The sequence below is a fragment of the Clostridium nitrophenolicum genome (assembly GCF_055391695.1).
Genome location: NZ_AP042469.1, coordinates 3022749 through 3044018 on the forward strand (window position 1 = coordinate 3022749; position 21270 = coordinate 3044018).

Genomic DNA, 21270 nt, shown 5'->3' on the forward strand with positions numbered 1-21270 from the left:
AAAATGAACAAATATTGCTTTTAAAATATAAAACTATCGTTAGAAAAGGATTTAAGATATGATAAACTTAAAAGAATCTATCGTTTCAAGTATAGATTACATTGAAGATAACCTATATAATAAAATTTCTTTAGATGATATATCTTTCCATGCAGGAGTGTCTAAATATCATCTTCATAGAATTTTTAAATCTTTGACAGGCGAATCTATTATTGAATACGTTCAATCAAGAAAGCTGACATCAAGTATTAATGAACTTGTAAATACTAATATGAGAATTATAGATATTGCTCTAAATTATGGTTTTGACTACGAACAATCTTATATTAGAGCTTTTAAAAAGAAATTCGGATATACACCACTAAAAGTGAGGTCAGGCCAAAACTCATTAAGCTTAGTACTTAAAGAAAAGATTAATACTAATGACATTTTATCTGTCGATAACTCAATTACTTACAATCCGCATTTCATATTTAAACAAAAGTTTAATTTAGTTGGTATCAAACATAAAATATTAAGTAAGTCTGGTATTAGAACGGCAAATGCTTATGGAAGAGATTTTTTTTATAATCATAAGAGCAAAATTGTTAATGCTATAAATCCTCAGATATACTTTGGATATACGGATTGGAGTGGAAATGATAATGGTTTTATTTACTATACTCCAGCTGTACAAGTATCCGACTCTACTAACCTGCCAGAAGGAATGACGTACATTTCCATACCAGCTCATAAGTATGTAGTTTTCCGCTTTGTTGGATTTTTCCGACCAGATGATATTAATGGAAGACATGTAGGAAGGTTACTGGTCCAATTATATTCTAAATGGATTTTTAGGTCAGGTTATAAGTTTGCTGATACCTTTAGATTCGAGTATATTGATACATCTATTTCAAAGAATAGCTATTGTGAGTTATATGTATATCAGCCTATAGAGGATATACATAATGGTACAATCTCACATTAAAAAGAGCATGTATAGATTATATATATATCTATACATGCTTTAATAATTTAAAAATAAAAAAGCTAGATAGTTTATCCAACTTTTCATGTTACCATATAATATAATCTTAAAACATAGCTACGCAGATTCATATATACTATCTGTATTAGCAATAATTAAATGTTCTTCATTATTTTTAGCTTTTGTAGAAGCCAAGCTAGCTGCATTTACCATCTTATATACAAGTGAAATTATATTATCATCTATAGTCCTGTTCTCTTTTGCTGCAGATACTCCAACTGAAATAGTAACATCTATATTATCAGTAAAGGTATTTGAAGAAACAATTTTTATCAAATATCTTGCTAGATCAATAGATTTATCTATTGAATAAGGAGTTAAAACAATGAATTCATCTCCTGCAAATCTTGATAAAAAAGTATCTTTAGGGGTATTGTCCTTTAAAATTTTGCTTAATTCCTCTAATACTATATCTCCCTGAATATGTCCATATTTTTTATTGATATATCCAAAGTTATTTAAATCAATAAAAATAATAGCAGGAGTTATTCCTTCCTTTATTAGCTTTAGGATATTATAATATATGTAATCACTCTTGTATAAACCTGTTAAGAGGTCTATATGCTTACCTAATTCTTTATAAAGCTGATTTTTTATTAGCATTCCCAATAGCCTATTATCATCTCTAACTAATAAAACATCTTCTCCGCTTTTATCAAAGATCTCTTTTGCCTTCCACATATATGTATTGCTGTTTATATATATAATAGAGCTTGTCATAGCATCAGCCACAAGTCTATTAGGATGTGCTTTAAATAAATTTTTATATGTTAACACGCCAACAGTTTCATTATTTTCTACAACCAAAAAATAGTGACAATCACTATCCAAAATCAAATCTTGAATTTTTTGAATACTGTCACATGCATTTATAGTTACATAATTTGAAGATATTATATCTGATATGTTTCCTATCATATATCTATAGACCTGCTAACCTGAAGCACAATATTTACTTGTACTTTTATTATCATCGAAGGTGTAGCAATTCTTCCTCCTTCTTCTAAGACTAATGGTATTAATTTTTCCTTAGGTAGAATATTGAGCAAAGATTTTCTAATTACAACAGCCTCAATTGCATCGTGATCAATTCTAATAATGTCATACTGATCTGGCGACAGAGCATCTGCCATTCTTCTTGCGCCCTCTGGCCCTATTGGAGCTTTTTTACCAACAATTAAAACATCTTGCATTGGAGGCATTTCAAATTCTGATAATCTCATAGATATTTCTGCCTTTTTTGTGCTTTCAATATAACCACTCATAGCATACACTCCTCTTAATGACTAGATAATACTTAACTGCAACCTTTATATTGATTATTTTACATTTATTTTATATTTTTTATTCACATAATGGTATTATAGTATTTTATATGCTACATTACAAGGTAAAATTTGGATTAAAAGATCAATTATTGTACCTCACTTTGCAAGTAATGTCGAACTACAAAATTCATTTTTCTAATCAAATATCATTATATAAGATATCCATAAATATATCTACCAGCTCAGGATTAAATTGCTTTCCCTTTTCTCTAATTAATATTTCCTTAGCTGAATTTTGTGAAATAGATTTCCTGTATATCCGATCTGATGTTAAAGCATCAAAGGTATCTGCAATTGCAATAATTTGAGAAGCAAGTGGAATTTCATCATCTTTTAAACCGTCAGGATAACCAGTTCCGTCCCATCTTTCATGATGACTTCTTATTATATCACTTAAATCTTCACAGAATTTAATGTTCATTATTATTTTTTCGCCAATAATTGAATGCTTTTTAATCTCCTCATATTCTTCTACTGTCAGCTTATCTGGTTTCTTTAATATTGAATCATCTATACCTATTTTTCCTACATCATGCAATATAGATGCTAAATGAATTTTCAACTTTTCTTCCTCTGATATTGGTAGTATTTCACAAATTGTATTGGCGTAGAATGCCACATTCTTTGAATGTTCCCACGTATAAAAGTCTTTTCCGTAAATCAAACTTGCTAGCATTTCTGCTTCCATGATATGTACTCCTATAATAGGACTTATATATTGGCCTATCACTTCGTCCTCCCGAAAAGAAATATTATTGTATGTGCCATATATATTACAGCCACATTCTTTAAAGCTCATAAAATTATTTTTCATAACATTACCTCACCTACGAAATATTAAAGGCACCTAAAATAATTTTAGGTGCCTAATAGATTATGTTATATGTAAATACAACATAAAATTACATTTCGGCAACCTGGCAATCATAGGATTAACTATTCCCTTAGACCCATAGCTTTGCGACCTTACCTTTCAATAAGTGTGCTATTGTCGATATAAAATATATATTAAAAATTAGCATTAATAATTGTATCAATTTGCTACATTATAGTATATATTGGAGTTATTTGTATAATTTTGAAAACAATATTTTAATTATAATATATATACTATATTATTACAATAGTTTACTTAATAACATCAAATCCATATTCCCTGTCTATTATTTTACTATCATAACTACATCTGCATAAAACAAAAGCCATATATATATCTCCTATGCTTCCTATTAAATTAAAAAAATAGATTAAACCACCAATCCAAGGTGGAAATAGCGTAGAAGCAATAGATATTACTACTACTGGAGATAAAAGTACTATTAAAAACTTATTTCTATCAATAGGCATGCTTGATACCTCTTGTGTATATGCATAAATTATTTTAATTCCATATTTTACTTTGCCACCAAAGAGTTTAAATGTTATACCATGAATTAATTCATGGATTGTGCAAATTAGTATCATTGTCAATGCAGCTATAATATAAAAATTAAATAATGGATTGTCTGTAGGATAACTTATTACACCTCTTGATAAAAAATTATTTAATATTACATCTAGTATTTTTCCCATAGACTCAGTTAGCATTATAGCTACTAGTAAACATATTAAATGAGTTTTCCATGTAATTTTAAATGACATGATATCACCTCATTATAATATTTTACATGTTTTATATTTTTATACATTATTTTCTTAGAAATTCAAGTCATTTCAATGGTTTTATTTAATTATTAAATTCTTATTTGGCCATAAAAAACATACTTTTCACAATTCTATTATGAAAAATTTGGTTATATTTTTGAAAACTTGTCCATACTAATATAATAAAATAACATATAGAGAGGATGTTTTAATTGAGTACGAATGTTAAGAAAGTAATGTTAACAATTCTTATAATAATTGATCTTATTGCTATAAGATATGCAAATGTATATGGCAAAGCTAGTACTGCTAGTCAAATATATAATAATGTTAAAAGCAATCAAGTAGCATCCATGGATGCAATAAAAAATATTAATACTAAAAATATAGGCCAAGCCAAACTAGCAACAATAAAGCAAGAAGCTAAACAAGAAGTTAAAAATCAACCGGAACAAATTCCTATTAATAAAGAAAGTAATTCTCAAACTGAACAAAATAAAATTACTGAAGATAATAATCAACAGTCTGACTTAAATAAATCTGAAGCTGCAGAAAAAAATGCTGAGAAAAATAAGGAAAATAATCCTTCAAATAAAAAACAACTTTCACGTGGCGGCAGCCTAGAGACAAATAGTTTAGGAGATGAAATAGATATTGTTTTAACTTTCTATACAAGCCTTGCAGAAGAAAATGGCGGATACGCCGGTATTAATTGCACAGGTGGAAAGCTTACTCCAGGAATGGTTGCAAATAATGTGCTTCCTCTTGGAACAGAGATTTATACAAGTGAGTTTGGTACCTTAACTGTAGCCGACAGAGGTGGAAACAATTTTGATACTATACATAGACTTGATGTATTCATAGCTAGAAATGACGGAGAAAGTGACTGGGAATATAAGAAAAGGGTAAATAATATGGGTAAAGTAAAAATTAAAGGCTATATGGCAAAGCACTAGGTTTATCTATGGGTCTTAGCGAAGGATTGCAGAAAAGACTTAGAACTTAGATAGTGGTGAAAAGCCTAAATGGCTTTTCACGAGCGGCTTATCAATTAGCATTGATAAGTTGGTCCGACTGAGCGTAGCGAGTTTATCTAAGTATTAGTCTTTTCTGTAATACAAGCTTTAGACTCATTAAGAAGTATTTATGCAACCAGGAACTGTAAATATATTCCGGGGTATAAGTTAACTTTCGGCCTTATAACCCTATATAATTTCGTCTATAATTCCTCCACCAACTAAGTATTCTTTATTATAGAATACTACAGATTGCCCCTTTGTTATGGCACGTTGTTTATTTTCAAATTTAACCTTTACTCTGCCATCTTCAAGTGGAGTTATCCATGCTTTTCCTGGTTTAGCGGAGTATCTTATTTTAGCCTCAACTTCCATAGTATCTTCTAATTTATCAAAAGGAATAAAGTTTATATCCTTAGCTATTAATTCTGTATTAAATATATCCTCTTCACTACCAAGAACAACAGTATTGGTAAGTGGGTTTATGTCAGTTACGAATACAGGCGTGCCAAGCGCTATACCAAGGCCTTTTCTTTGACCTATTGTATAGTACACTATGCCCTTATGCTTTCCTAAAATATTTCCTTGTTTATCTACAAAATATCCTTCTCTGACTTTACCTGGAACCTGCTTTTTTATATAAGAACCATGGTCATTGTCAGGAATAAAGCATATTTCTTCACTGTCTTTTTTATTATGAACAAGTAATCCTATTTCCTTAGCAATCTCTCTTATTTTATCTTTCTTATATAATCCACATGGCATTAATGTATGAGCTAATTGGAACTGAGTTAAGTTATATAGCGCATAAGTCTGATCTTTTCTATCATCCTCAGATCTTCTAAGCAAATATCTATCCTCTACTTTTTCTATAGTTGCATAATGTCCTGTAGCAACATACTCAGCACCTAAATCCATAGCTTTTTTTAGCAGTGCATCAAATTTAATATACTTATTACATGCGACACATGGATTTGGGGTTCTTCCTTCCATATATTCATCGATAAAATAATCTATAACATTCTTTTTAAATATATCCTTAAAATTCATAACGTAAAAAGGAATATCTAATTTGTATGCCACTCTTCTAGCATCTTCTACTGCACTTAATGAACAGCAGCCTCCTTCTGCAGCTTCATACTCCTCATCTTCCTGCCAAACTTGCATAGTTACTCCAATAACGTCGTACCCTTGCTCTTTTAAAAGATATGCTGTAACGGAGCTGTCTACTCCTCCACTCATTCCTACTACAACTTTTTTATTCATGTTTATCACCTATTTTCTAAAATATTAACCTTACATACGATTTTTTCTGATTCTCTCTATAATACTTGGTATTACTTCAAGTAAATAATCTACTTCTTTCTCTGTTGTCCTTGAACCCATTGTTAACCTAAGTGCTCCTTTAGCCATTTCTTTTGATAATCCTATAGAAAGCAGTACTTGTGAAGGCTCTATTGCCCCTGCTGAACAAGCACTTCCACTGGAAGCACACACGCCTAAACTGTCAAGAGCCATAAGAAGCACATCACCTTCTATATCTTCAAAGCTTATATTTACGTTACCTGGCAATCTTTTGTCTCCTACTGCTCCATTTAACCTTGTGCCAGGTATTTTTAATAGTCCCTCTATAAGCTTATCTCTAAGACTCTCTAGTCTCTTACTTTCATTTTTCATATTTTCAACTGCCAATTCTACAGCTCTTCCTATACCTACAATACCTGCAACATTCTCTGTACCTGCTCTTCTGGCTCTTTCTTGAGCACCACCATGTATTAAGTTATGAATTTTTATGCCTTTTTTCACATAAAGCGCTCCCATTCCTTTAGGACCATAGAATTTATGCGATGCCATAGATAATAAATCTATTTTCATATCTTTTACATCAATCGGAACATTTCCTACTGCCTGTACTGCATCACTATGAAAAATAACTCCTTTTTCTCTGCATATCTCCCCTATTTCCTTGATAGGTTCAATAGTTCCTATTTCATTATTTGCAAACATTATTGACACAAGTATAGTTTTGTCTGTTATAGCATTTTTTAAATCATCTATTTTAACCACACCCTGTTCATTAACAGGCAAGTAAGTAACTTCAAAACCCTGATCTTCCAAGTATTCGCAAGTATGCAGCACGGCATGATGTTCAATACAACTGGTAATTATGTGATTCCCTTTGTCTCTATTTGCAAAAGCAATCCCTTTGATTGCCCAATTATCTGCTTCAGAACCTCCACTTGTGAAATAAATCTCATCACCTCTAGAGTTTATGGCACTGGCAATTCTATCTCTAGCTATATCAACTGCAGCTTTTGTTTTTCTTGATATATGATAAATTGAAGATGGATTACCAAAATATTGTGTAAGATATGGATTCATTTCTTCTAAAACCTCTGGCTTAATAAAGGTTGTAGCAGCATAATCCATATAGATTTCTCTTTCCATTCTTATCGCTCCTCATAAATAATATAAGCTACTAAAATTCTGAGTAATTTACTATGATATAATTATTCTATTTTTAAATGCAACATTTGTCAATATTTTAGAGTTACAACTTATAATATAAAACAATTTTTACATAGCGTATATGAATAAAGCTGCAATTCGTAAAATTTCATTTTGATACGCAAAATAAAAATTTTGCGTCAGTCTTAGTGAAGGGCTTTAAGAGAACCTTAGAACTTTAGAGTTGTTTGAGCGCAGCGAGTTCTCGAAAGTTCTTAGGTTATCTTGAAGCACAAGCTTTAGACTGACTAAAAATTTTTACAATATGACACATCTTATGCCATTAATTGAAACTACTATGTAAGCATAAAAACTCTCATATCGGATAACCTAAATATTGATACCTTTTCTAGATAAAATATAATTTTAAATTAAATTTATTTTACCTTTAAGAATATATTTTATACGTCTTTTCAAAAGATGAAATTTTAGGAGGTAGCACTATGAAAAAAGTAGTAAGCATTGTTACAGCAGCACTAATAACATGTTCTTTAAATGCATGTGGTAATAGAAATACTTCCTTTAACAATCCGGGAATTAATCAAGGTGGCGCAAATATAGGTTTAAATCAAGGCAGTAATCCAGGAACTACCACAACATATAGAGATGGTGTTTATATTGGCGAAGGTAACAAAACTGCAGCGGGAAATCAATCAGCTGTAGTTACAATTACTGGAGGTAGAATTTCTAATGTTGTCCTTAAAACTCTTGATGCCAAAGGCAGAGAAATAAGTACTAACAGACAAACTTCTACAGGAAATGCTGGAACTGCTATTGGTTCCAATATGGGTGGCACTACCAGCGGAACTCCTGGTGAAACTACTAGCGGTACTAAAGACAATGTTAATGGAGGAACTACTGGTGGAGCTAAAGGTGGAGCTACTAGCGGATCAATAACTGGTACTGGAGGCGGACGCGCAAATGGAACTGCATCTGGGAATCTGGTGACTGGTGGAACAACTGGCGGCGCTACTGATGGAACTACTATTAACGGCACAACTGCAGGTGGAAATACTGTAAATAACTATGAAAGAGTTAGAAGAGACTTAGCGTCTTCCATAGTTCAAAACCAAACAACTAATGTTACTATTGGTGACGTTGGCAACGAAAAAAATGCAGTTGATAACTGGAAATTAGCTGTTAATAGAGCTCTTGATAGAGCAAAGAGATAAGATTTTAAATGACACCAGTACAATACTGGTGCCATTTTTTATTAGATGTCTACTGCCAGAATATATCTAGCAATAGCTATATTTTTTAACAAACTTCTTTATTATCTATTGAATTATTTCCTTTTCTCATTATAAAGTATAGTGGTATTCCTATAACTAATGCTCCAAGTCCCCATATAATCTGCTGTTTAGTTGCTTGAGTTAACAACCATAAGCTAACTACTACAGATAAAATAGGTAGTACTGGGCCAAAAGGTATTCTAAATGTACTTTTTAAGTTGTTTCTTTTTCTAAATATAATTACTGAAAGACATGTTGGTATATACTGAGCAAATCTTGAAATTACACTTATTGCTGCAAGCTGGGTAAAGCTTCCTGATATTGCGATTGGAATTGCAAGTATTACAGTCACTATTATAGCAATATAAGGTGTGTCGAATTTGCTTTTCTTTGCAATTACTTTAGGTAACAGTCCGTCGTCAGCTAAAGCAACTCCTGACCTTGGAGTGATAAAAGATGCGGCAATATTTATACCCCCTATGGAAACTAGCGTTCCAGCTGTAACAAGCATTCCTCCAAAGCCCCCAAAGAAAGTATTAGCTGCATCTGCAACTGGAGTAGTACTTGAAGCAAGTTTTGATCCTAAAGTACCTACTGATACTGTTTGAGTTAATATATATATAATTGATACTAAAACCATAGTTATAATAATTGCTATTGGAATATTTTTCTCAGGATTATCCATATCTTCAGCAGCAACTGCTATAGATTCAAAGCCAGTGAAAGCATAGAATATTAATATTGCAGCAGATCCAAAGGTTGCTGAGGTAACATTACTAGGAAACATAGGTGTGAAATTTGAACCCTTTATACAAAATATACCTATAGCTACAAAGAATATTAATGGTACTAATTTTCCTATAGTTATTATGTTATTTAAATACTTAGTTGCACTTACACCTAAAATATTTACACATCCTAAGCCTACAAGTATTAAGATAGCTATCATATTTTTAGTAGAAGTATTAGCCGCTGCTGGCCAAATTTTTGCTAAAGCTGTTGGGAATCCAACTGCCATTGTAGCCCATGCTATAATACCTACTGCCCACTTCATAATTCCAACTTCAAAGCCAATAAATTCTCCAAAGGCTTCTTTTGCATAAACATATGGACCTCCATTTTTATTAAACATACCTGCAACTTCTGCAAAACATAAGGCCATTGACAAAACTAATATCATATCAAATAGATATACCCATATACTTCCTGGTCCCATGAGCTTCATTGCCTTACCTGGAAGTAGAAATATGCCTGAACCTATTACTCCATTGATTCCTAATAGAACTATACTCCAAAGCCCTAGTTTTTTCTTGTTATCCATTATTAATCCTCCTTAGTACATTGTTTTATTAACGCTTTAAATAAGTCAAGCATTTTTGAGTCTTTTTTGGCCATCATTTCTGGGTGCCATTGTACAGCGATTACAAAATCCTCTTCTTTTTCTATTGCTTCTATAACTCCATCCTTTGCCCTTGCTGAAATCTTAAATCCGGTGGCAACCTCTTTAATTGCTTGGTGATGGAAGCTGTTTGTTAAAGCACTTTCACCTAATATATCATATAATTTTGTTTCTTTTATTACTTCAACAGTATGGCTAGCTACATCTGGTCTTGAACTCTGTTGATGTTTTATGTAGCTTCCTTCTATTTTTGATGTGTCTTGATGTATTGTTCCTCCTAGTGCTGCATTTAGTATTTGAAGTCCTCTGCATATTCCAAGTATTGGTTTATTTAACTCTAATGCAATTTTGATAACTTTAATATCATAGTCGTCTCTTTCTGGGCATAAGAATCCCTGCTCTGGTATTGGTTCTTCGCCATATACTAAAGGATTTACATCATATCCTCCTGAAATTATTAAAGCATCCATATTAGCTATCTGACCTTTAATAGTCTCATAATCCGATATCAGCGGAAGTATAAATGGTGTACCTCCAGCCATAGCAACAGTTTGTACATAATCGTTATTTACATATGCTCTTTCGTAGCCTGGAAACATTCCTCCCTGATCAATTAATAAATTTCCTATAATTCCTATTAGTGGTTTATTCATATCTGTCCCTCCAATGTAACTTCTTCGCAAATATATATAGCAATTTGCGTGCCAAATGAATTTTAATTATAAATATACTTTTAAGTGTCAGTTAATTCTCATATTTAATTTTCTCTTTGTTAAAAATTAAATAAAAGTAGAGGAAATTTAAACAATTCCCTCTACTTTATTGGTTAAATAGGTTATTAGTTTATCCTATTTTTTATCCACTTTATAAAATTTCTTCCCTTAATAGTGAGTTCACTGCCTCTTCTACCTAAGCTGGATGTAATTATTCCTAAGTCATTCAGAATTGTTAAAATTCTTCTTACTTCTGCTTCCGTTATGCTTCTACATCTATTTTTTAAGGCTTCCTCTATATTTTTTCTTCCTACACCCATGTTATTTGAATTTTTTTCTTCAATAATTTCTAATATCTCTAAGGCATTTTCCACATTGCATTTATCATTTAAATAGTCATACTCTCGCTTATAATCTATATTGCAATTTAAAATATAAAAAGGAATATTTTCTATTTTAACTTCTTCTTCACTCATAAGCTCAATATAATCTGCAGCATTTTTAAGCTCTCTTATATTTCCAGGCCAAGTGTAATTTAATAATAAATCTACTACATATTTCGAAAGCTTTAGATTCTTTTTCGCATTTAAGGAACTCTCTAAAATTAATATTATATCTTCTTTTCGCTCTCTAAGTGGAGGAATATTTATTGGCAGTACATTTAATCTATAAAATAAATCCTCTCTAAATTTACCCTCGTTTATCATCTGCATTAAATTTCTATGAGTAGCAGCAATTATTCTTACATTAATATCTATAACGCTTTGAGAACCTATTCTCATAACTTGTCTTTCTTGAATTACTCTAAGCATTCTAGTCTGAAGAGATAATGGCATATCTCCTATCTCATCTAAAAATATGGTACCGTTATGAGCCTGCTCAAATAACCCTGCCTTTCCTTCTTTTAAGGCTCCAGTAAAGGACCCTCCTTCATAACCGAATAATTCGCTTTCAAGTAAGCTCTCAGGTAAAGCGGCACAATTTATTGCAACAAAAGGTTGTTTGGACCTATTTGATGCATTATGAATAGATTGAGCTAAAACCTCTTTACCAGTACCACTTTCACCGGTAATTAATGCTGTAAGATCCGAAGAAGCAATTTTTTTTGCTAAGCTTATACACTCTTTCATTCTAACTGAATTAGTGAGTATATCATTAAAATCATACTTAGCTACAAGTCCCTTATTTCTGAGTTTCTTGCTCAAATTTTGTTCCAACTGCTTAATATAAGTTACTTCTTGAATGTTGAAACAGTAGCCAATGTTTTGCCCTAAGGACTTTACAATTTGCTTATTAACATTTATATATCTTCCTTTTAGCTCTAATATTTCATCCTTAATAATCTCTTTTGTAAATGTATTTACAACTTCTTTATCTAAAACATCACCAATTTTTTTACCTTTTATATCTTCTCTTATATAGAAAATGTTCTTAAAAGCATTGTTATAGAAAGATATATTTTCTTCATTGTCTATAAGCAAAAATCCTTCCTTTGAAGAATTAATTATGATGTCCAACTCTTCATTTGCAACGTAAAGCTGCCTATAACTTTCTTTTATACCATTATTTAAGTTTATAATGCTTTCAGAATAGTTTATAACTCTTTCACTTAATCTTTTATCCTCTATATTGAGCTTATTTATTATTTTTATGAAAGTAGTAGTATCTATACACCTATTCCCAACATTTATTATAGTCTCTATATACTTAGGCACATGTTCTTCTTCATCTGGAGTTATAGCAATATTAATATCTTCATAAATTTTATCAGGTTCGTAAGCTATAAGTTCCAAATTACTTATTCCTATCTGATAAAGTAGTGAAACTGTTTCTAAAGTAGTTTCTTTACTATCGTTGATTACTAATGCTTTAGTATTTTTAGGAAGAGTAAATAATTTATATATTTCACTATCCTTTAAGGTTCTTTCTATTATTATGGTATTCTTTTTGTTTTGCACATATTTTTCACATTCTAGAGCCTTTTCTTTTATCATAAAAAGCACTATATCATCCTTAATTATGGAATCATCTTTTAAGTCATCTATATAATAATTATTTATTTTTACAAATCCTTTAAAAATATTTTGTAAATTGTTTTTTAAAAATTTTGCTAGTCTAGAATTGCTATTCGTTACAACAGCTATTGTTTTCATTAGTTTGTTACCTCCAAATTATTATATATACAAAACTTTAACTAATAATTGATAATTTATCAATGAAAATTTATATTATATTCTTATTGGTATGTTTTTTGCTATATTATATTAGCAGAAATACAACTAGGAGGTTATTTATATGGACTGTATAGAAATTACAAAAGAACTTATTAAAATCAATAGTTCAAATTTAGAAGGTGCAAACAAAGCTATAGATTTCTGTGAGGATATATTATTATCTCAGGGATTAAAAACAGAAATAATCGAGAATAATGGGTTTAAAACTTTAATATGTACTATTGGAAGTGGTGATAAAACAATAATATTGAACGGCCATTTAGACATTGTACCTGGAAAGGCTGAACAATTTGTTCCCTATATAGAAGATGGAAACCTCTTTGGAAGAGGTAGTGCCGATATGAAAGCTGGAGCTGCCGCTATGCTTACTACAATGTTAAAGCTTAAGAACGAAAATTTGAATTGTAAGCTGCAGCTTCAATTGGTTACAGATGAAGAAACAGGCGGCTTTAACTGTTCAAAATATTTAGTTGACAATGGCTTTAGAGGAGATTTTGTAATCTGTGGTGAGCCAACTCAATTAGGTATAGGAGTGCAGGCAAAAGGTATACTGCAGGTATACTTGGAGTTTTTCGGAAAATCTGCTCATGGAAGTAGACCTTGGCAGGGAACTAACGCTATAATTAAAGCTTATGAGGCCTTTAACGCTATTTTAGAATTACCTTTTGCAAAAGAGAAATCAGAGCTCTATGACTGCCCTTCTATTAATCTATCAAAAATAGAAGGCGGAGATGTTTATAATAAAGTACCTGCTTACTGCAAAATGTGTCTTGATATAAGATTTCTTCCTGGACAAGATCCTCAGGAAATAATAAGACAAATTGAAGAAGTAGCTGGCGTTAAAGTAAATATTCACTCCATAGGTGATGCTGTAAAAACAAAAGTTGATGATTTATACGTAGTAAAATTAAGCCAATCGATAACTAAAATAGCCAATAATAATGCTGAAATATTCGGTCAGCATGGCTCTGCAGACACTAGATTTTATTCAAAATATGATATACCAGCTGTAGAATTTGGACCTACAGGCCAAAACTGGCATGGTGATGATGAATTTATAAGAGTAGATTCGATTTATACATATGAAGAAATGCTTATAGATTTTATACTAAATATTAGTAGTGGTTTATAAAATTATAAAAAGTAAACTTTTAATTCAATAAAAAGGCTGCATCCTTTATATTTTAAGAATACAGCCTTTTAAACTATTGTGCTAATTTTTTTGACTTCATTAACTTTGAAATAAAACGAAAAGTTGTTGATGAAAGCATTATACCAAATGCAATTGCTCCTGCTACAGCTACTGCTTGCATGCCCTTTGAATATGCCGCAGAATAATCTTGTTCTACTATGTAATTTATAGTATTAAATGCTGTTATACCAGGCACAAGTGGAAATATTCCTGGTATTGAAAACTGCACCGCAGGAGTTTTAAGTTTTCTTGCCATTAATTCACTGTATAAACCTACAATGAAAGATCCTGCGAAGGATGCAGAAACTGGACTAATTGTATACTTATATACTGCAAGATAAGTTGCCCAACCAATAGCTCCACAAAAACCAGTCCATATTATCTTTTTTCTGTCAATATTAAAAAGAATAACAGGAAATATACTACCGAAAAACGCTAACACTATTTGTTTCATCATAATTTAACACCTACTCCAATAGCCAATGCTGCACCAATCCCTACTCCTATAGCAGTTATAATAAGCATTGCCTCACCAAATTTAGCCATACCTGATTCAAAGTCACCATAAATTACATCCTTAACACCATTTGTAAGGGCTACACCAGGTAATAATATCATTATTGCACCAGTTATAACATTTCCTTTACTTACAAAGGGTAATAGCTTTTGAGCAATTATGCTTGACCCTCCTATAATAAATCCAGAAAGAAAGAATTCGAAAAACTGAAAGAATCCAACTTTAGATATTTTCTCTAACATATAGTAAATTCCTATGCTTACTAAGGCCGAAACAATAGAATCATAGATTGTCCCATTAAAGAACAATGAATAAACAAATGAAGTCATACTTGCAGCAAAAAGTCTTACTGGAAAGCTGAAGTAAGGTGCTTCATCTATATCTTTTAATACTTGCTTTGCTTCTTCATAAGACATAGGTTTATGCTGAAGATTTCTTGAAAAAGAGTTAATAAGTTCTATTCTATATAAATCTACTCGTCTTATTCTAATTTTTTTCAGCGAAGTTATCTTTTCATCATTACCATCTAAGAGAGATATAAATACGCCTTTGGCTGTTACCATACATTCACATTCTAGATTGTAGGAACTACATATTCTTTCGATTGTTTCTTCAACTCTGTAAGCTTCTGCGCCATTACTTAAAAGCATTTGCCCCGTAGAAAGCGCAATCTCTAAAACTTGTTTAGCTTCCATATTATACTCCTTTATGATCCATTAAATTATTTATAGCCAGTAATATTATATCATTTTTTATAGTAATTTCTATTAAGTTATAGTAAAATTTAATACCATAAAAAACCTAAGAACTCTTAGAGTTTTTTATGGTATTTTTTAAATTTAATCTGGAGACTGGGTTATTTACTCCATCTTAATATTGGAGATCTTGCTGCCTTAACTTCATCTAACCTTTTAATCTCAGTACAATTTGGAGCTGATTTTACAAGTTCAGGATTTTCCTTTGATTCTTCAGCAATTTTAATCATTGCATTTATAAACTCGTCAAGGGTTTCAAGTTTTTCTGTTTCTGTAGGTTCTATCATTATGGCTTCCTGTACAATTAATGGGAAGTAAATTGTTGGAGGATGATATCCATAATCTAACAATCTCTTTGCTATATCCAAAGTTGACACGCTGTCATTATCCTTTAATCCAGCTAAAACAAATTCATGTTTACATATATCATCTATAGGTAATTCATAATGGTCTTTTAATTTAGCTCTTATATAATTTGCATTTAGAACTGCTAGCTCACTTGCTTCTTTTAAGCCTTCTGCACCCATAGTTAAGAGATATGAAAATGCTCTAACCATAAGACCAAAGTTTCCATAGAAACTTTTTACCTTTCCTATTGAGTAAGGTCTATTATAATCTAAATAATATTTATCATCTTTCTTTGATATTAATGGCTTTGGTAAAAATTCTACCAAGTCTTTTCTGACACCTATTGGACCACTTCCTGGTCCGCCTCCACCGTGAGGAGTTGAGAAGGTTTTGTGTAAATTCAAATGACATACATCAAATCCCATATCCCCTGGCCTTGTTCTTCCCATAATAGCATTCATATTAGCGCCATCATAATATAATAACCCCCCTGCTTCATGAACAAGCTTAGCTATTTCTACAATGTTCTTTTCAAACAATCCTAAGGTGCTTGGGTTAGTAAGCATTAGACCTGCTACCTCATCGCTTAACACAGCTTTTAGCTTTTCAATGTCTACAGCTCCACTTGAGTCAGATTGAACTTCTATTACACTAAATCCTGCCACTGATGCCGAAGCTGGATTTGTACCATGGGCTGAGTCCGGTACTATTATCTTTGTTCTTTTAAAATCCCCTCTTTTTTCGTGATAAGCCTTGATAACCATAAGTCCTGACAGCTCTCCATGTGCCCCTGCAGCTGGTTGAAGAGATACATCTTCAAGACCAGTTACTTCTGCTAGCTTTCCACTAAGTTCGTACATTAGCTTTAAAGCTCCCTGCACAGTGTCTTCTGGTTGATATGGGTGGAGATTCAAAAATTTAGGTATTGAAGCCATATCTTCATTGATTTTAGGATTGTATTTCATAGTGCAGGAACCTAAAGGATAAAAACCTGAGTCAACTCCATAGTTTTTATTTGAAAGTAATGTAAAATGTCTAATTACATCTACCTCACTAACTTCTGGAAGCTCTGCCTCTTTGCTGCTTAGGAACTCTTCAGGAATTAATTTTTCAATACTTATTTCAGGTACATCACAGCTAGGAAGAGAATACGCTTTTCTTCCTTCTTTGGATAGTTCAAAAATAATTTTATTATATTCCTTCATTATTTAATTCCCTCCAATACACATGCCAATTTGTCGATTTCGCTCTTTGTTCTTTTCTCAGTTACACAAAGAAGCATTGAATTTTTGTAGTGAGGGTATTCCTTTTCTAATTGATATCCACCAAGAATTTTATTTTCTAATAAAACATTATTTATCTCTTGTACAGAATTATTTGATGCTACTGCAAACTCTTTGAAGAACGGTTTATTAAATACTGCATTGTATTTTCCGCTCTTTATTATCTGTTCAAAAGCATAATGGGATTTTTGTATACTTTGTATCGCTACTTCTCTTATGCCCTTTTTACCAAGAGTTGTTAAATATATCAGAGCAGTTAAAGCATTAAGTGCTTGATTTGAACATATATTTGATGAAGCTTTATCTCTTCTTATGTGTTGCTCTCTTGCCTGTAATGTTAAAACAAAACCTCTTTTACCTTCCTTATCTGTTGTTTGACCTACTATTCTACCGGGCATCTTTCTTAAATACTTGTTTGTTGTTGCTAAGAAACCTAAATAAGGTCCTCCATAATTTAAACTATTTCCTAAGGATTGGCCCTCACCTACCACTATGTCTGCACCATATTCTCCTGGACTTTTTAAAACCCCAAGAGATATTGGGTCACAGCTTACAATAAGCAAGGATTTGTTTTGGTGAACAAGTTTTTCTACTTCTGTTAGTTCTTCAATTATTCCAAAGAAATTTGGAGTTTGAACAATCACTGCAGCTATATCTTTATTTAGTTCAGCTTTAAGTCTTTCTACATCAGTAACGCCATCTATTTCTTCTATCTCAATTAAATTCAAATTTTTAAATCTCAAATAAGTTTTTAGTACTTTTCTTGTTTCTGGATGAACAGTTTTTGAAACAATAACAGTCTTTCTTCTTGTTGAATCTACAGCCATTTGAGCTGCTTCTGCACAAGCAGTTGCTCCATCATACATTGAAGCGTTAGCAGCTTCCATTCCTGTAAGATTTGCTATCATGCTTTGATATTCAAATATTACTTGGAGAGTTCCTTGGCTTATTTCTGCTTGATAAGGAGTGTATGCAGTATAAAACTCTGATCTTGATATCATATGCTTAATCAAAGAAGGTATATAATGATCATAAGCTCCTGCACCTAAAAAGCATACTAAGTCATTACAGCTTTTATTTAAATCAGCTAAACTATTAAAATAAGATTGAACTTCTAACTCCGACATACCTTTGTTCATATTTAAGCTTCTATTTAAACAAACATCCTTTGGAATATCTGCAAATAATTCATCTATAGAGTTTACCCCTATTGTTTTTAGCATTAGCTCTTTATCTTCCGCTGTTAGCGGTAAATATGGATGCATACTATTCCCCCTTATTACATAATTTTTCGTATTGGTCAGCTTTTAATAAGCCATCGACTTCTGATTTATCTGACATTTCAACAACTATCATCCAGCTGCCATAAGCATCTTCATTGACTAGTTCTGGACTATCACCCAGCTTTTCATTTATTTCAACTACCTTCCCTCCAACAGGAATAAATAGATCTGAAGCCGCTTTTACTGATTCAACAACTCCAAAGGCTTCATCTTTAGAAAATTCTGTATCAACCTCTGGTAGCTCTACAAATACTATTTCCCCTAATGAATTCTGAGCAAAATCTGATATTCCTATATAAGCCTTATTCCCCTCAACCTTTACCCATTCATGATCCTTACTATACAATAACTCATTTAAAATTTTCATATAAATATCCTCCTTTTAGTATTAAATATTTTTAATATTGATTACTTATTGTAATTTTTTTTATAAAATCTTTTATCCACTACTTCAGCTTCAATAAGCTTGTTCCTAACCTTAATGAAGATGGTAGTTCCTAGTTCAGAATACTTTGAATCAATTAAGGCTAAACCTATATTTTTCTTAATAGATGGTAAAAGATAGCCAGTTGTAACGGTTCCTATCTTATCATCTTCTGCAAAAACATCGTATCCATGTCTTGGAATAGCCTTTTCTTTCATTTCAAACCCTACTATTTTTCTTTTTAGGCCTTCCTTCTTTTGCTTTACAAGAGCATCCTTACCTATGAAATTCTCCTTGTTCAACTTAACGAAGAATCCTAATCCAGCTTCAAGTGGTGTTATAGATTCTGACAATTCATTTCCATAGAGCGGTAAATTAACTTCAAATCTTAAAGTATCTCTAGCGCCAAGCCCTACTGGCTTCAATCCATCTTCTTTTCCGACATCCAATATCCTATCCCATAAGTCTATTACACTTTCAACGTCTGTGTAAATTTCGAAACCATCTTCCCCAGTATAGCCAGTTCTGGAAACTAGGCATTTTATCCCCCCTATTAAAATGCCTCTTTTGCAGAAGAAAAATTTAATGTCTTCTAGATCTGTATTTGTAAGCTTTTGAAGTATTGCCTGAGCTTTCGGTCCTTGAATTGCAAGTTGAGCAATAGATGATGAGATATTTGTTATATCTACTTCAAATTCATCTTTATTTTTTAACATCCAATCAAAATCTTTTTCAATATTTCCAGCATTTATTACTAAAAAAAAGTGATTTTCATTAAATCTATAAACTATTAAATCATCAACAACTCCTCCATCTGGATAACACATAAAAGCATATAAAATTTGGTCATCTTCTAATACAGCTATATCATTTGTCACTAAGTTTTGAACAAATTTAAAAGCATCTTCTCCAATTATCTCTACTTCTCCCATATGGGAAACATCAAATAACCCAGCCGCCGTGCGCACTGCTTCATGCTCAGCTATTATACCTTCATATTGCACTGGTAGAGCCCAACCAGCAAAGTCTATAATTTTGCCACCATATTTTTCGTAAGAATTGAACAACGGAGTCTTCTTTAATCCTTCCATACTTCAATACCCCCTATAATTTTTTGTACAACAAATAAAAAGGACATGAAGGCAAACTTTAAGTTAGCCCACATGTCCTCTGTTTCTTTACCTGAGAGTTTCGATATATAACCATATCTTACACCGTTGGTTCTGCTATTTAAAACAGTCTTTTCAGAGTTTCGTCCTACAACGTTATTTTTACCTGAGAGTTTCTAATATAGCCGTGGTACTATATCATTGCTCCTTCGGTTAACAGATGTTATCTCACACTGTAGTCATCCGAAAAATATTAAATTTTATTTTCAAGTTAATTATATTGCTCTCTGTAATTATTTTCAATAATAGTTAAAAAGTTAACTTCATAAAATTGCCAATATTCAAATTATTTCTATATATGCTTTTTATAGTGAGATTTTTTAATGATATGTTAATTCTTTTAGTAAATATTAGCATATTAATAAAGTACTCATTTAATAAATATCAAACTATCGTTAAAAAGCTAATAGTAGATTATTTTCATTTACATTTAATATTATTTAGCATTTTGCAAAAATATTCCTTATATGTAATAAATCATTCTGTACCATTTTTTCTATTTTTAGCTCTTAAATAAATTTCGTTTTCAAAAATAAACTCTATTATTTTTTCTCTTTCTTTTTCTGTTATAATATCGAAATAAATTCCATAGAGATAAATAGTTCCATCAGGATCTGAGATAACTTCTTTTCTTGTTATCTTACTGAGAAGAGACAGTCTGCAATTTACATTTATGCAAACTATTATTTGACTTCCAACGTCTAAGCTATCAGAGCACTGCAGTTTTAATCCTCCTCCACCTATATCAGTTATAATGCCAGCTTTGAATCTATTTCTTGCAAGTATCTCAGTTGATATATCTGATATTGAGTAATAATGAATACCTGCAGCTAAAGGTAGGTATGAAATCTTCAAGTTAATTGGAATTCTATGGTACATTCTTCTGTCAATAAGTCTTATTATCTTAGGAGGACTTAGTACAAGATGTATGTATTCTTCATTGTTTTTTATTCCTAAAACAGTTGATTTGCAAAGAAACAGTTCATTCTCTTGTAATACTATAAGTTCTATATGTTTATCTACTGGAAAAATAAAATGCTCATAATAATCGACGCTTACAAGAATACATTCCTTGTAAACGGTTTTTATAACCCCTGTACAGCTTCTACTTTCGTGCATCAACTGAAGCACTTTATTACAACAATTCAAGTTAACAAATTTATCCACCATCTAGCCACATCCCCTTAACAGCATAAAT

At 31.5% G+C, this 21270-nt stretch carries 20 protein-coding genes and 2 riboswitches; of the genes, 4 read left to right on the forward strand and 16 right to left on the reverse strand.

The window, feature by feature from the left end; genetic code table 11:
* Positions 1 to 58 precede the first annotated feature (58 nt).
* Positions 59 to 967, forward strand: coding sequence for an AraC family transcriptional regulator (locus ACZ5N4_RS14350; protein WP_464203193.1), 909 nt, complete (start codon positions 59 to 61; stop codon positions 965 to 967).
* 117 nt (positions 968 to 1084) lie between these two features.
* Here ACZ5N4_RS14350 and ACZ5N4_RS14355 read toward each other — a convergent pair whose 3' ends face one another.
* The 4 genes from ACZ5N4_RS14355 to ACZ5N4_RS14370 all read right to left on the reverse strand — a co-directional run bounded on the left by ACZ5N4_RS14355 (position 1085) and on the right by ACZ5N4_RS14370 (position 3996).
* A complete protein-coding gene (locus ACZ5N4_RS14355; protein WP_464203194.1) occupies positions 1085 to 1945 on the reverse strand; it encodes a GGDEF domain-containing protein in 861 nt (286 codons plus the stop codon).
* Complete coding sequence (locus tag ACZ5N4_RS14360) at positions 1942 to 2292, reverse strand: hypothetical protein (RefSeq protein WP_308038339.1); 351 nt, start codon at positions 2290 to 2292, stop codon at positions 1942 to 1944. Before ACZ5N4_RS14360 ends, ACZ5N4_RS14355 begins: the two co-directional genes overlap by 4 nt.
* 202 nt (positions 2293 to 2494) lie before the next feature.
* Positions 2495 to 3169, reverse strand: coding sequence for an HD-GYP domain-containing protein (locus ACZ5N4_RS14365; RefSeq protein WP_464203195.1), 675 nt, complete (start codon positions 3167 to 3169; stop codon positions 2495 to 2497).
* 94 nt (positions 3170 to 3263) lie between these two features.
* Positions 3264 to 3352, reverse strand: a riboswitch (cyclic di-GMP riboswitch).
* 131 nt (positions 3353 to 3483) lie between these two features.
* Positions 3484 to 3996 (reverse strand): DUF3267 domain-containing protein, encoded by a 513-nt coding sequence (locus ACZ5N4_RS14370; RefSeq protein ID WP_464203196.1) that lies wholly within the window; start codon positions 3994 to 3996, stop codon positions 3484 to 3486.
* A 215-nt stretch (positions 3997 to 4211) separates the two neighbouring features.
* On the opposite strand from ACZ5N4_RS14370, the gene ACZ5N4_RS14375 reads away from it, so the two are divergent.
* Positions 4212 to 4955 (forward strand): hypothetical protein, encoded by a 744-nt coding sequence (locus tag ACZ5N4_RS14375; RefSeq protein WP_464203197.1) that lies wholly within the window; start codon positions 4212 to 4214, stop codon positions 4953 to 4955.
* 249 nt (positions 4956 to 5204) lie between these two features.
* Here ACZ5N4_RS14375 and mnmA read toward each other — a convergent pair whose 3' ends face one another.
* Both mnmA and nifS read right to left on the reverse strand, forming a co-directional pair.
* Complete coding sequence (gene mnmA, locus ACZ5N4_RS14380; protein WP_464203199.1) at positions 5205 to 6281, reverse strand: tRNA 2-thiouridine(34) synthase MnmA; 1077 nt, start codon at positions 6279 to 6281, stop codon at positions 5205 to 5207.
* Between the two features lie 30 nt (positions 6282 to 6311).
* Entirely contained in the window at positions 6312 to 7463 is a 1152-nt protein-coding gene (gene nifS / locus ACZ5N4_RS14385) for a cysteine desulfurase NifS (protein ID WP_464203200.1), read from the reverse strand.
* A gap of 503 nt (positions 7464 to 7966) precedes the next feature.
* Here nifS and ACZ5N4_RS14390 point away from each other — a divergent pair.
* Entirely contained in the window at positions 7967 to 8695 is a 729-nt protein-coding gene (locus ACZ5N4_RS14390; protein WP_464203201.1) for a hypothetical protein, read from the forward strand.
* A gap of 85 nt (positions 8696 to 8780) precedes the next feature.
* Here ACZ5N4_RS14390 and ACZ5N4_RS14395 read toward each other — a convergent pair whose 3' ends face one another.
* From ACZ5N4_RS14395 to ACZ5N4_RS14405, 3 genes are all read right to left on the reverse strand, one after another.
* Positions 8781 to 10076: an APC family permease gene (locus ACZ5N4_RS14395; protein WP_464203202.1), complete on the reverse strand. Its 1296-nt coding sequence runs from the start codon at positions 10074 to 10076 to the stop codon at positions 8781 to 8783.
* A gap of 2 nt (positions 10077 to 10078) precedes the next feature.
* On the reverse strand, positions 10079 to 10807 hold the full coding sequence (locus ACZ5N4_RS14400) for a gamma-glutamyl-gamma-aminobutyrate hydrolase family protein (protein WP_464203203.1): 729 nt from the start codon (positions 10805 to 10807) through the stop codon (positions 10079 to 10081).
* A gap of 185 nt (positions 10808 to 10992) precedes the next feature.
* Entirely contained in the window at positions 10993 to 13020 is a 2028-nt protein-coding gene (locus ACZ5N4_RS14405; RefSeq protein ID WP_464203204.1) for a sigma-54 interaction domain-containing protein, read from the reverse strand.
* A gap of 142 nt (positions 13021 to 13162) precedes the next feature.
* Here ACZ5N4_RS14405 and ACZ5N4_RS14410 point away from each other — a divergent pair, with 142 nt between their 5' ends.
* Positions 13163 to 14233: a M20 family metallopeptidase gene (locus tag ACZ5N4_RS14410; RefSeq protein ID WP_464203205.1), complete on the forward strand. Its 1071-nt coding sequence runs from the start codon at positions 13163 to 13165 to the stop codon at positions 14231 to 14233.
* Between the two features lie 73 nt (positions 14234 to 14306).
* On the opposite strand, the gene ACZ5N4_RS14415 is transcribed toward ACZ5N4_RS14410, so the two are convergent.
* From ACZ5N4_RS14415 to ACZ5N4_RS14445, 7 genes are all read right to left on the reverse strand, one after another.
* Positions 14307 to 14750, reverse strand: coding sequence for a threonine/serine exporter family protein (locus ACZ5N4_RS14415; protein ID WP_464203206.1), 444 nt, complete (start codon positions 14748 to 14750; stop codon positions 14307 to 14309).
* A complete protein-coding gene (locus ACZ5N4_RS14420; RefSeq protein ID WP_464203207.1) occupies positions 14747 to 15505 on the reverse strand; it encodes a threonine/serine exporter family protein in 759 nt (252 codons plus the stop codon). Before ACZ5N4_RS14420 ends, ACZ5N4_RS14415 begins: the two co-directional genes overlap by 4 nt.
* Before the next feature lie 161 nt (positions 15506 to 15666).
* Positions 15667 to 17118 (reverse strand): aminomethyl-transferring glycine dehydrogenase subunit GcvPB, encoded by a 1452-nt coding sequence (gene gcvPB, locus ACZ5N4_RS14425; protein ID WP_464203208.1) that lies wholly within the window; start codon positions 17116 to 17118, stop codon positions 15667 to 15669.
* Positions 17118 to 18461: an aminomethyl-transferring glycine dehydrogenase subunit GcvPA gene (gcvPA, locus tag ACZ5N4_RS14430; RefSeq protein ID WP_464203209.1), complete on the reverse strand. Its 1344-nt coding sequence runs from the start codon at positions 18459 to 18461 to the stop codon at positions 17118 to 17120. Before gcvPA ends, gcvPB begins: the two co-directional genes overlap by 1 nt.
* Position 18462: 1 nt before the next feature.
* A complete protein-coding gene (gcvH, locus tag ACZ5N4_RS14435) occupies positions 18463 to 18846 on the reverse strand; it encodes a glycine cleavage system protein GcvH (RefSeq protein WP_464203210.1) in 384 nt (127 codons plus the stop codon).
* 41 nt (positions 18847 to 18887) lie between these two features.
* Entirely contained in the window at positions 18888 to 19994 is a 1107-nt protein-coding gene (gcvT, locus tag ACZ5N4_RS14440) for a glycine cleavage system aminomethyltransferase GcvT (RefSeq protein WP_464203211.1), read from the reverse strand.
* A 162-nt stretch (positions 19995 to 20156) separates the two neighbouring features.
* Positions 20157 to 20255, reverse strand: a riboswitch (glycine riboswitch).
* 294 nt (positions 20256 to 20549) lie between these two features.
* Positions 20550 to 21242, reverse strand: a complete 693-nt coding sequence (locus tag ACZ5N4_RS14445) for a PilZ domain-containing protein (RefSeq protein ID WP_464203212.1) — start codon at positions 21240 to 21242, stop codon at positions 20550 to 20552.
* Positions 21243 to 21270: the final 28 nt, after the last annotated feature.